The following is a 12,252-nucleotide window of genomic DNA, read 5'->3' on the forward strand; positions in this document are numbered from 1 at the left end:
TCGTTATTTTTTAAAAAATGCTTCTACCTTAGGGTCTTTAGATTGAATAAGTTCATCATAAGTACCTTCGGCATAATTAATACCATCTACGAGTAGAATCATACGTTCTGAAATTACACGCGCACAGTCCACGTCATGTGTAATGATCAAGGAGGATGTGCCATATTTTTTTTGAATACTTCTCATTAATTCAATAATCTCTTTGGCAGTTATGGGGTCCAAACCACTGGTTGGTTCATCATACAAGATAATTTTTGGCCTAAGGATTAGGGTACGGGCCAAAGCCACCCGCCTTTTCATTCCTCCGGAAAGTTCTTCTGGCATTAGATCAATAGCATCTGCAAGACCTACACTCTCTAAAGCCTCAAGAACTAAAGGTGTGGTATCTGAGATGTTACCGAGTTTCTCTTTATGACGTCGCATAGGAAACTCCAAATTCTCCCTTACGGTCATAGAATCATACAAAGCGCTTCCCTGAAACAAAAATCCAATTTCAGAACGCAGAATATCAAGGGTTGGCCTGTCTAACAATTTTATCTCATTTCCCATAACTGATATATAACCACTATCGGGTTGCATTAATCCTACAAGGCATTTGATCATTACGGACTTCCCTGAACCCGATTTTCCCATAACCACCAAATTTTCCCCTTTATACAATTTCATATTAAAGCCATTGAGTACATGGTTCTTTCCAAAGCGTTTATAAACATCTTTGATATGGATTATGACTTCACGTTCGTCGGTCACGGTATTATTGAAAGTTTCTTTTTCTTGTATCATCACAGGTCGTAAAAAATGTCAGATATAAAAACGGCTATAAAATCTATCACAAACAAAAGCATGGATGTAAAGACGACAGCAGTATTGGCGGCTAAACCAACACCGGCAGTACCCTTTTTACTGTAATAGCCCTTAAAACAACCCACCAGGCCAATTGCAAAACCAAAAAAGAAAGATTTCACAGTTGCAGGAATCAAATCCCGATAATCCAATGCATCAAAAACACGATTAAAATAGAGCAGGAATGAGACATTTCCCTTAAAATTTTCAACCAGTGCAGATCCGTATAACGCAATGGCGTCTCCCATGATTACCAGCAATGGCAGCATAAGCGTAGTGGCCAAGATTCTTGTCACGACCAAATATTTAAACGGATTTGTTCCTGATACTTCCATGGCATCTATTTGTTCGGTAACACGCATAGAACCTAACTCGGCTCCAATACCTGACGCAATTCGCCCCGCACAAACCAATGCCGTGATTACAGGACCCAGTTCCCGAACTATAGAAATCCCTACCATATTGGGCATCCAGGATACCGCGCCAAATTCAATGAGCGTTGGCCTGGATTGCAGGGTAAGCACCAGCCCAATTATGAACCCTGTAACCATTACCAGAACCAGGGAGCGGTTACCCATATGATAACATTGCCTGAGTAACTCCTTAAACTCAAAAGGAGGCCTGAACAATTCTTTAAAAAAGCGGCCGGCAAAATATGCCAGCTCCCCTATCTCTATGAAGAATTGTTTTATTCCACCCAAACTTAGTTTTACAGCACTCATAGGTGATATATATCTTGTGGACCTGATACTTCAAATATACCTTTAAAACAATAGGTTATAAATGATATAAGTCATATGTAAAGACTGATCTTGCTCATACTCCGTTTGCCCCATGAGTATTAATTTTATGCTGTCCCAGATAATTGCAGACAAAACGAACAGGAATAAAATTAAATAACCTATAATGCTAAAACCTTTATTTTTTCTTTGTCTGTTTATGGTATATATAAGTGCTTCTGTTAAGTCTGAGAACAATTCATTTAGGCCGGAAAGAATACCCCAAACGGAAATCACAGAAAACAGCAGGGACACTGCAAGAAAACTCACTAGTGCCTATTGGATACCTATAAAACAGGATGTTACTATAAGTCAATATTTTCAATTCATGGATTCTTTGGTAACCGCCTATGACTCTCTGGTTCCTTACCCCTTATCAGAACACCTTCTGGTGCGTGCCAATCCATGGATAATAGACACGCTGGCCAATACAGATTACTATCGAATGACTGCACGAGATTACTTTGTTTATGATCAGCGGAAGCTATTTGTATTACGGGCATCAGATTCTATAATGATCCCGGATTCCCTGTCGGCAGCCTACATTATGGATGCTTTTAAAAAAACGAGTCTAGATGTAAATATTCCCGAATTTAAACTTCGAATTTATCAGGATACCTGTTTACTTTTCACCTTTCCTGTACGGGTAGGAAAAAACGCGAAAAAATATTTGGCCATGGGCGACAAAATCACCGACTTAAGAACATTAACTGGAAATGGGAAAATTATCCGTTTGGAAAGAAATCCTAAATTTTATAACCCTGTAGACCAAAAGCGCTTTTATCTAACAAAAAGAGATGATAATAAAACTACCTTAATGCCGCAAATACCCTGGATCGAAACTGAAATTGACGGTGTTAGAAATGGGCAGATGATACATCCAACAACCAATCCTAAAACACTTGGAAACGCCAGTTCCAATGGTTGTATTGGCACCAGGGAATCCGATGCCTGGATCATTTACTATTATGCACCCCTGGGAACCATGATCACAATCCGCTACGATTTGGAATTTAATATTGATATGGGCACCAATGTTAAACTAAAGGATATTTATGGCTATGAACAATAATTTTAAATGAACTATTTGTTATAAGTCAGATTAAAATAGCTGCGTTAAACAGACTACAATTAAACTTATAACAAATAGCACACTGCTTTCAATGAATTTAGTTGGTATTAACAAGTGGAATTTCAGCAGCAAGTTCTGCATCAATTAATGCATCTATTTTACTTTCGACCTGAAAATAAAGGGCTGCTTTTGCTGCCGGAATAATTTTTTTAAACTTTTTGTAATAGCTTTTATTCAGTTTGAGCAATTTTGTCTGATAAGCCAATGAACGATTGACAAGGGCATCGGCTTTTTCGTCTGTCATTGACTCATAGCTCGCTGCAAAGTCTTTAATAATATTAACACGTTCTGTATGCACTTTATACAATTCCGCGTTGTATTCATTATACAATGCCCAAAACGGACCGCTCTCAACCTCGCTCAGCTCCATCGTCTCAGCTACCGCTGCCTTTTTTTCCGAATTTAAAACATCCCGTACAACTTCAAGATAATCATCAAAAGATTGAGAAAATGCCGGACTCATCATCATAATCATCCCGATGACCAGTAAAATAGTTTTTGTTTTCATTTTTATTTAATTATGTTCATATTCAGCTACGAAAATACAAAAAATGAGCACCATATAAATTCTTTTTTTTGTAATTCCTGCCTTCAAGTATAGTAATAATTTGTACTACCGGGGGAGTCCTTTCAAAGTTTCATTTTCTGCGCTTTCAGGGCTAATTTAAGCCATATTTCATTGCCTTAGAAATTAGCTGTCACACCAAAGGAAGGGCCGCTAAATTTCATATCAAAACTCCCATTCCATGAATTTTGCGTAACATTTGCGTAATAATTTATATAGTGATAATTAACGCTAAATCCTATATTTTTAAAGGCCTGGAAAGTAACTCCAGGATTAAGATTCCATAAACCACCGGAATAGTCGCCAACTTTGACTCCAAACCAGTCAACCGTGGCTGTAAATGCCCATTTCGGGGTAGGAGCCCAAATGTACCATACACCAATATTCGGCAGGGGCAGAAACCCGTTTACTCTTTCTCTCCTGAAGCCTGTCGAAAGATCATTTATAAAAGCCTCTCCTTCAATAAAAGCATTTGTATCAAGTCCGTGAATTCCCAATCCTCCACCCAATTCATGCTTTTGTCCGGTGCTTATAACCCTCCCAAAGAAGATCCTGTACAAAGACAGCCCATAACCTGCTTTAGCTGAAACTCCTGCCCGGAAAGTATAATCCTCCCAAACAATATCCCGTTCTAATACGGCTTCATCTTCTGCCGCAACTCTAAAATACTGTCCGCGTACCGACCAAAATTTATTCCTGGAAAATCTCCAGATAAAATCGAAATTAAATGTATTTTGAGTTCTTCCTATGTCAAAGTTTTCATCAAAATCAATATCCTCTGTATTTTCTGTATCAATATTGCCTTCTACACTTAAACTAAAGGTTCTTGAAGGTACAAACAAAGATGCTCTTGCTAAAAATCTATCCGTAAGCATAGGATTCTTGTCCCCATCTGTTTGGGAATACAAGGAATTAAAAATGACTAAAAAAACAACAATGGATAGTATATTTTTCATTTTACTAAAGATTCAATTGATACTTCTAAATATTTTGGTATTTAGGTAATGCAAGTTAAATAATTAAAAAATCATAATAATTAATTTATGGTTTTTTCTTTCTGCAATAAAAGGCCTAATTCCAGCCCTTGACTCAATAAAATTCTTTTTTATTAACGGAATTTATAATGTATTTTAGCTCACTTCTTACCTGAAGTATAATTATACATCTATTCCATGAAAATCAACTATTACTCTCAAATTTCAATAGTACTACTGGGAGGTTTTCTCTTTTTAACATCCTGTAAAGAAAAAGGCCCGGTTACCGGACCTGCACCTGAAATACAAGTTATTAAAGCCATAAAAAAAGACGTCCCTTTAAAAAGAGATTTTGTTGGACAGATCTACGGTTTTCAAGATATTCCTATTAGAGCCAGGGCGGAGGGCTATTTGGAAGGCGTGCATTTCGAGGAAGGGTTTGCTGTAAAAAAAGGACAACTTCTCTACACTATTGATGCCCAACCTTATATTGAAGCCGTCGCCTCTAAAGAAAGCAATGTTGCTGAGGCACAAACATATTTGGTAAATGCAGAAAATGAATTGGCAAGATACAAACCTCTTGCAGAAATCAACGCAGTTAGTAAAAGTGATTTGGATGCTGCCCAAGCGAGCAGGGATGCTGCCGAAGCTTCGTTAGAAGCAGCCAATGCCAATTTGCGAATGGCCGAAATTAATCTTAGTTATACCAAAATACTTGCTCCTATAAATGGACTTATTGGAAAAACAGAGGCTAGGACGGGAGAATTTGTCGGACGTGAACCAAATCCTGTAATTCTGAACGTCGTATCTGATATCAACAAAATGAGAGTAGAATTCTTTCTTACAGAAGCAGAATATTTAACTCTGGCCAGAGAATTCGATCAAACTGGCGCAGAAGACGGCAGCAGAGAGCGCATAAAATCGAATAAGAAAAACAATCTGCAATTAATTCTTGCGGATGGCTCAATTTATGAAGAAAAGGGCCACGTTGAATTTCTTGGAAGGGCCATTGATGCCAATACAGGCTCCATATTAGTTCAAGCCTCTTTTGACAATAAAAAAGGACTGTTGAGACCCGGCATGTATGCCAAAGTCCGCGTAGAATTTGAAGTGGCAGAAGATGCTATTCTTGTCCCGGAAAAATGTGTCACGGAATTACAGGGACAATACTCCGTTTTTGTAGTTGAAGCAGACAATGTTGTTAAATCCCGGCAGGTAAAACTGGGTGAGGCCTTAGGTGATCTGCGCTTAATTAGTGAAGGACTTGAGGAAAATGAAATTGTGGTTATTGACGGCCTTCAAAAAGTCGCATCGGGGATGGTCATTTCCCCAGTCGTTATAGAGTTCGAAAGTCAAACAATTGATAATTAAATAAAACATGGCTGAAAACTCCGGTAATTTCTTTGTTCGAAGACCCATTGTAGCAATAGTTATAGCAATTGTCATTGTTATTGTTGGTACCGTATCCATGATAGGCTTGCCTATTGAACAATATCCCAATCTCACCCCTCCAATAGTACAAGTTAGAGCTAATTATACTGGTGCAAATGCTATTAGTGTTGAAGAATCCGTAGCAACACCACTTGAACAGGAAATCAATGGGGTAGACAACATGATTTACATGAAATCTACCAATGCCAATGACGGCACCATGGTAATTGACATTTCATTTGATGTGGGAACAGATCCGGATATGAATACTGTATTGGCCCAGAACAGAGTATCAGCCGCTTCAGCCAAACTTCCGCAGGAAGTGACCAAATTTGGGGTAACAACACAAAAATCCTTACCCAATATAATGATGGCCATGACTTTAACGTCTGACGGTAGGTATGGACAAGATTTTTTAGGGAATTACGCCTTAATTAATATAAAAGATCAATTATCAAGAATTAAAGGAATTGGTCGGGTTGATATTTTAGGAACTTCTGAATATTCTATGAGAATTTGGGTGAAACCGGATTTACTTTCTAAAATGGGTATTACGGTTCCAGAAATTCTAAATGCCATAAACGCACAGAATGTAATTGTTCCGGGAGGCAAATTTGGAGCAGAACCGGCACCACCCGGTACTGAATTTACATATACGGTTCGTTTGCCGGAAAGGTTTAATTCAGAAGAAGCTTTTGAAGAAATCGTTGTAAGAACAAATGAGGACGGGTCTCAAGTAAAAATAAAAGATATTGCCACCGTAAATCTTGGGGTAGAAACCTATGCCATGATTCCAAGAATGAATAAAGAGACTTGCGCCATCATCTCTATTTATCAGGCACCAGGTTCGAATGCCGTAGAATTGGCGGAGAATTTATTGGCGGAAATGAATACCCTTTCTAAAAATTTTCCTGAAGGAATTAAATACGAAGTAGCCCTAGATTCTACCTTACCTATCACAGCAGGAATTAAAGATATAGTGGTAACCTTAATAATTGCCCTCCTTTTAGTGGTTTTGGTAGTTTTTATCTTTATTCAAGACTGGCGTGCTACTTTAATTCCCACTTTGGCGATTCCCGTTTCTTTAATTGGGGCCTTTATCTTCTTCCCAATATTAGGATTTACGATAAATGTGTTATCTCTCTTAGGCCTTGTTCTGGCTATTGGAATTGTCGTAGATGATGCCATCGTAGTGGTAGAGGCAGTACAAGTAAATATTGCCAAAGGAATGAAAGCCAAAGCTGCGACTTTGGATGCGATGAGTAAGGTTACCGCCCCAATTATTGCTACTACCTTAGTTTTGGTAGCCGTTTTTATTCCGGTTGCGGGGATGGCCGGCATAACCGGGTTGTTATATCAACAATTCGCCATTACCATTGTGGTGTCTGTATTGGTATCTTCTGTAAATGCCTTGACTTTAAGTCCTGCTCTATCTTCCTTACTCCTAAAAGAACCAAAACCATACAAAGGATTGTTGGGCAAGTTCTTTGGCAAGTTTAATCAGGGCATGGATAAGTCTACGGATGCCTATATGAGTTTTACCAATGTTGTTACCAGAAAACTCAAAAGAGGAGTAATATTTATAGTGGTGATGTCCTTAGGTGCCGGAATATTTGGCAGTTTGGTCCCCGGCGGGTTTATTCCTGAGGAGGATATGGGTTATTTTTATGTAAACATACAGTTACCCAATGCCTCGTCCATTCAGAGAACAGATGTGATTGCAAAGCAAGTTGAAGATATCATTTTAGACAATCCTGATATTGAATATCTGACTACGCTTGCGGGATATAGCATATTGGCTGGTTCCGCGGTGCCAAACAATGGCTTTATGTTCGTGACGCTTTCAGAATGGGGAGACAGAGACCTAACTGCCAAAGAGGTTATTAACAATCTCAATATTGAGTTTGCACAAAAAATAAAAGGGGCACAGATATTTGCTTTCGGACCCCCTGCCCTACCGGGACTCGGGAACGGCTCAGGTTTTAGTATTATGATTCAGGATAGGGCGGGAAACACTCCTGATTACCTCGGTGAAAATACCATGAAGTTCATAAAAGCGGCTAACGAGCGACCTGAAATTGGAGCTGCTTTTACAACCTTCCAAGCCAATGTGCCTCAAAGATTCCTTGATATCAATAAAGAAAAGGCCTTAAAATTAGGTGTTTCACTGAATGACCTCTACACCACTATAGGTGCCTTTATGGGGGGGGCCTATGTGAATAATTTTACCAGATTCGGAAGGTTGTACAAAACCTATATTCAGGCAGAACCAGCCTATCGTGTAAATGAGGAACAAATCAATAATTTCTTTATAAAAAACAAAGAGGGGAATATGGTTCCACTGGCCACCATTGCCAGTGTTAAGAACGTTTCCGGACCGGACTATACCAACAGATTTAATTTATACAGATCCGTAGAGGTAACGGGAAGCCCTGCTCCCGGTTATACCTCAGCAGAGGCCATAGCAGCTCTTGAAGAAGTTGGTGATGAAGTACTTCCGCCAGACATGAATTATGCTTGGAATGCTATGTCTTATCAAGAAAAAAAGTCCTCTGGATCTCTTATGATAATCCTTACTTTTTCATTAGTATTTGTCTTCTTGATTCTCGCCGCGCAATACGAGAGTTGGTCCTTGCCTTTCTCTATTTTACTGGGAACCCCTTTTGCTATTTTCGGGGCATTAATTTTCTTATGGATAGCGAGACTTTTTAGTCCCACTTTTGAAAATAATATTTTTGCCCAGGTATCCTTTGTGATGTTAATTGGGATGGCGGCCAAAAACGCTATTTTAATTGTAGAATTTGCACATGACGAATTTAAAAAGGGAGACAGTCTTCATGAAGCTGCTATAAAAGCTGCAAAATCCAGATTCAGGCCTATTCTAATGACGGCCTTCTCTTTTATACTTGGGGTTTTTCCTCTTGTGATAGCTACTGGTTCGGGAGCAGAAGCAAGAAAGGTAATGGGAATGGCCTTATTAGGAGGTATGACTTTAGCGACCCTTTTAGGTGTATTTTTCTACCCCATGCTCTACATTCTTATTGGTAAGATTGCCGGTTATGAGAAAAAAAGGGAGAAAGAATTAGCATTAATAAAAGAAACTCCAGAATAAAATGAAAAAAATCCAAGGCCTTAAAACGAAGATTTTTATTATCCTTTTTATGGTAAGTAGCCTCATTTTATTTGAAGGATGCAAGGTTGGACCTACATTTAAAACGCAAAGGACTGAAATAGATTCGACCGCCGTTTACCGCTATGATAGCATCCAATTAGCAATGACCGATTCTGTTCTCAATATTAGTTGGTGGAAATTATTTGATGATCCTGTTTTGGCCGATTTAATTGAAATTGGTTTAGAGGAAAATAAAGACGCGCTTATCGCCTCTTCCAGAATTGATCAGGCCATGGCCCAATTAGGTTTTACCAAAGCCGATATGGGGCCAAAGATTGGTTATAATATAAGCGCTCAACGAGGTAACGTGATTGCCGGGGCCCCCACACAAGGTTTTGAGGCTAGTAACATTTTCACCGGATTTGGCACCCTAAGTTGGGAGCTCGATTTTTGGGGTAAGTTTAGAAGAGCCAATGAAGCTGCCAGAGCGGAATTAGTAGCTACAGAATACGGGCAGCGAACGGTGCAAATAGGGCTCATCTCAGCTATCGCCACTACCTATTATCAGTTACTGGATTTTCAGTGGCGTGAGTATATTTCAAGAAAAACACTAGAATTAAGACAAGCTTCTTTAAATATTATCCAAGCCAGGTATGACAGTGGTATTGTAGCGGAAATTGATTTAAATCAGGCGCAAATTCAGAGAGCCATTGCCGCTGCCGCTGTTCCTCTTTTTCAAAGATCCGTCGCTCAGACAGAGAATGCTTTAGGTATTTTATTAGGCAGAAGCCCAGGCCCCATTACAACAGGAGTAGAATTGAGTGAACAACAATTACCTCCTGATATTCCGGTTGGTCTTCCTTCTATGTTGATGGAAAGACGTCCTGATATCTTACAAGTGGAAGCCTTATTGCATGCCCAGACAGCTCGTATTGGTGTAGCCGTTGCCCAAAGATTTCCTTCCATCAGTCTTACCGGACTCTTGGGGGTAGCCAGTGGTGATATCTCTACTTTAACTTCCAATCCGGCGGCATTTGCTATTGGAGGTAGTGTTTTAGGTCCTCTATTTGAATTCGGAAAAAACAAAAGACGGGTAGAGGTTGAACGAAAGATAACAGAGCAGGTCCTTTATGAATACGAACTCACTGTCATAACAGCCTTCCAGGAAGTAGAAGATGCCCTTGTGGCAATTAGCACCTTAAAAGAAGAAAGGCAAGCCCGGATTGATCATGTTGCTGCGGCACAAAATGCACAATATTTATCAGGAGAGAGGTACGACAAAGGCGTTACCAGTTTTTTGGAATTAATTGAAAGTCAACGACAAGCCTTCGAAGCAGAATTAAGTCTGTCTGAAACAACTCAAAAACTTTTCAATTCCTATGTTAATCTTTATAAAGCTTTAGGTGGAGGTTGGTTGTCGGAAGAGGAAATGAATGCTGCGGCCAACGCTGCTGGCCTTAAAGAATAAAAAAATAAATGACCATCCGAAAAATGATCATGTAAGATTGTCTGCCTCTCCTTTATATGGCCAGCGATATGACAAGCGTAAAATATCTTTTCAGACAGTTTATTTCTATAGAAAAGATGACACTAAACGAGCAGCAGCATATGTCAACTTCCTGAAGGTGCTCTGTTTTATCCAGCTTTCATAGCATAATTCAGTACATTCCTTCATATCGTTCAGAAATGCCCCTTCAAGTTGTTTAGCAAATGGTGCCCCATAGATCACTGACATGATCTCAAAGTTGAGGTCAAAGCTGCGGATATCCATATTGGCAGAACCCACCACACTTAAATCACCATCGGCAACCACGGTCTTGGCATGTACAAATCCTTTTTTATAAAGGAATATTTTTACCCCGGCCTGGAGTAATTCTTCGTAGTAAAACTTTGAAGCAGCGCCCACAACAGCCGAATCGGATTTTTCGGGCATCAATATCCGTACATCAACACCACTGAGCGCTGCTTGTTTTAGTGCATCCAAAATGCTATCATTTGGGATAAAATAAGGATTGGTCACATAAAGTTTTTCTTTCGCTACCGTGAATATTTTGAAATACGACAACATAATAGGCGATAATGGGTACAACGGCCCTCCCGCCACTATCTGGGCAAGTTGCACCTCACCCTTGTCCGCTATTTCTTTTACCTCAGGAAAAAGCTCATTACTTACCGATAGTTTGTTTGGCTGACACACATTCCAGTTCACAATAAAATGACGTTGCAAGTTATGAACGGTACCGCCCATGATCTTTACATGGGTATCGCGCCAATACAAGCCGGTGTCAATTGAATTATCATAACGATCCGAAACATTAATGCCGCCCACAAATCCGGTATGGCCGTCCATGATGATCACCTTGCGGTGATCACGGTGGTTTGCCCTGTTGGCAATAGCCACCAGTTTAATTTTAATAACCGGGTAAATTTCAGCACCACCTGCCTTTAGTTCCCTAACAATGTTGTGCTTCATTTTACGGCTTGCATAATCATCGTACATGATTCTGACCTTTACACCTTCTTTTATTTTTCTTAAAAGAACATCCTTGATCTGATTTCCACGGGTGTCGTTTTCCCAGGCGTAGTATTCCATATGAATAAAGTGCTTAGCCGTCTCAAGTGTTTTAAGCACTTCCGGAAATTTCTCCTCCCCGTTGGTCAAGAGTTTAAATTCATTAACACTGAGCTTTTCACTGCCAAGGGAATCAATGAAGCGAATTAAATCGTAGTATTTATCCAGCGAACCGGCATATTTTTTTAAGAGTTCTTTTGTATCATCCGGCACACTTCCTTTGAAAGATTTTGTAAACTCATCAAGTGCTATTGTTCTTTTTTTGTTACTCTTTTTATGCCTGTAATTGATACCGAACGAAAAATAGATAAGCATACCCATTAATGGCAGTATTAAGACAAGTAGTATGTAGCCAAGAGCCTTAGCTGTCGAGTGCGTATCGAGCAATATCCTGATAATGGTATAAGCCAGCAACAATCCGTAGGCAGTAGCAAGTATATAAATCATAAAGGCCGGTAATGAACTATTTAACAACATCATATGAAGGAGTTTTTTATTATACGATTAATTGATATAGTAAAGTCAGCTCTTAAAGCCGATTCTTCATATGCCTTCTACTAATCGATAATTTATTTATGCTTCGCCGTAAATCATTTACAAACAACAGTTAGAATATCCGCAATTTCATCTTCAAGCCCTAAGGTAATCAAAAAAGGTATTTAACCATAAATTGAAGTCTTCTTCCAACACCAGAGTTATCATCAGTATTTACACGTTCTAAAACCATAAATTCAACCCCTGTATTTATATTTTTTATAGGTGACCAAATGAGGTTTAAATGTCCTGAACTACCACCTTTCATTTTTTGTCCATCTCTGTATATAGATGGGTCTATTGAATAGTA

The 12,252-nt window shown here is 39.2% G+C and carries 10 protein-coding genes; 4 read left to right on the forward strand and 6 right to left on the reverse strand.

The window, feature by feature from the left end; all coding sequences use genetic code 11:
• Nucleotides 1-3: 3 nt before the first annotated feature.
• Both WBM60_RS17550 and WBM60_RS17555 read right to left on the reverse strand, forming a co-directional pair.
• Complete coding sequence (locus tag WBM60_RS17550; protein ID WP_424277108.1) at nt 4-783, reverse strand: ABC transporter ATP-binding protein; 780 nt, start codon at nt 781-783, stop codon at nt 4-6.
• A complete protein-coding gene (locus tag WBM60_RS17555; protein ID WP_424258844.1) occupies nt 783-1,565 on the reverse strand; it encodes an MlaE family ABC transporter permease in 783 nt (260 codons plus the stop codon). Before WBM60_RS17555 ends, WBM60_RS17550 begins: the two co-directional genes overlap by 1 nt.
• Nucleotides 1,566-1,749: 184 nt before the next feature.
• Here WBM60_RS17555 and WBM60_RS17560 point away from each other — a divergent pair, with 184 nt between their 5' ends.
• Nucleotides 1,750-2,694: a L,D-transpeptidase gene (locus WBM60_RS17560; RefSeq protein ID WP_424258846.1), complete on the forward strand. Its 945-nt coding sequence runs from the start codon at nt 1,750-1,752 to the stop codon at nt 2,692-2,694.
• A 97-nt stretch (nt 2,695-2,791) separates the two neighbouring features.
• On the opposite strand, the gene WBM60_RS17565 is transcribed toward WBM60_RS17560, so the two are convergent.
• Nucleotides 2,792-3,262 (reverse strand): hypothetical protein, encoded by a 471-nt coding sequence (locus WBM60_RS17565; protein WP_424277484.1) that lies wholly within the window; start codon nt 3,260-3,262, stop codon nt 2,792-2,794.
• 176 nt (nt 3,263-3,438) lie between these two features.
• The gene (locus tag WBM60_RS17570) at nt 3,439-4,275 is read right to left on the reverse strand and encodes a hypothetical protein (protein ID WP_424258850.1); all 837 of its coding nucleotides are present in this window, start codon (nt 4,273-4,275) and stop codon (nt 3,439-3,441) included.
• 216 nt (nt 4,276-4,491) lie between these two features.
• On the opposite strand from WBM60_RS17570, the gene WBM60_RS17575 reads away from it, so the two are divergent.
• The 3 genes from WBM60_RS17575 to WBM60_RS17585 are packed head-to-tail and all read left to right on the forward strand — an operon-like array spanning nt 4,492 to nt 10,304.
• Nucleotides 4,492-5,664, forward strand: coding sequence for an efflux RND transporter periplasmic adaptor subunit (locus tag WBM60_RS17575; RefSeq protein WP_424283420.1), 1,173 nt, complete (start codon nt 4,492-4,494; stop codon nt 5,662-5,664).
• A gap of 7 nt (nt 5,665-5,671) precedes the next feature.
• On the forward strand, nt 5,672-8,836 hold the full coding sequence (locus WBM60_RS17580) for an efflux RND transporter permease subunit (RefSeq protein ID WP_424258854.1): 3,165 nt from the start codon (nt 5,672-5,674) through the stop codon (nt 8,834-8,836).
• Nucleotide 8,837: 1 nt separating this feature from the next.
• Nucleotides 8,838-10,304 carry an efflux transporter outer membrane subunit gene (locus WBM60_RS17585; RefSeq protein ID WP_424283421.1) on the forward strand — a complete coding sequence of 489 codons (1,467 nt, stop codon included), beginning with the start codon at nt 8,838-8,840 and terminating at the stop codon, nt 10,302-10,304.
• Between the two features lie 105 nt (nt 10,305-10,409).
• Here the strand turns inward: WBM60_RS17585 and cls are convergent, their stop codons facing one another.
• Together cls and WBM60_RS17595 are read right to left on the reverse strand one after the other, a co-directional pair.
• On the reverse strand, nt 10,410-11,888 hold the full coding sequence (gene cls / locus WBM60_RS17590) for a cardiolipin synthase (RefSeq protein WP_424283422.1): 1,479 nt from the start codon (nt 11,886-11,888) through the stop codon (nt 10,410-10,412).
• 166 nt (nt 11,889-12,054) lie between these two features.
• The coding region (locus tag WBM60_RS17595) for a hypothetical protein (RefSeq protein WP_424283423.1) at nt 12,055-12,252 on the reverse strand (198 nt) is incomplete at its 5' end.

Origin of the sequence: Eudoraea sp. (assembly GCF_049669105.1) — a bacterium.
In the GTDB taxonomy this organism is placed as follows: Bacteria; Bacteroidota; Bacteroidia; order Flavobacteriales; family Flavobacteriaceae; genus Eudoraea.

Bases quoted from the DNA above. Each gene is read 5' to 3' on its own strand.
- WBM60_RS17570 (WP_424258850.1), bottom strand. From the start codon at position 4,275: ATGAAAAATATACTATCCATTGTTGTTTTTTTAGTCATTTTTAATTCC.
- WBM60_RS17550 (WP_424277108.1), bottom strand. From the start codon at position 783: ATGATACAAGAAAAAGAAACTTTCAATAATACCGTGACCGACGAACGT.
- WBM60_RS17555 (WP_424258844.1), bottom strand. From the start codon at position 1,565: ATGAGTGCTGTAAAACTAAGTTTGGGTGGAATAAAACAATTCTTCATA.
- WBM60_RS17580 (WP_424258854.1), top strand. From the start codon at position 5,672: ATGGCTGAAAACTCCGGTAATTTCTTTGTTCGAAGACCCATTGTAGCA.
- WBM60_RS17560 (WP_424258846.1), top strand. From the start codon at position 1,750: ATGCTAAAACCTTTATTTTTTCTTTGTCTGTTTATGGTATATATAAGT.
- WBM60_RS17585 (WP_424283421.1), top strand. From the start codon at position 8,838: ATGAAAAAAATCCAAGGCCTTAAAACGAAGATTTTTATTATCCTTTTT.
- cls (WP_424283422.1), bottom strand. From the start codon at position 11,888: ATGATGTTGTTAAATAGTTCATTACCGGCCTTTATGATTTATATACTT.
- WBM60_RS17575 (WP_424283420.1), top strand. From the start codon at position 4,492: ATGAAAATCAACTATTACTCTCAAATTTCAATAGTACTACTGGGAGGT.
- WBM60_RS17565 (WP_424277484.1), bottom strand. From the start codon at position 3,262: ATGAAAACAAAAACTATTTTACTGGTCATCGGGATGATTATGATGATG.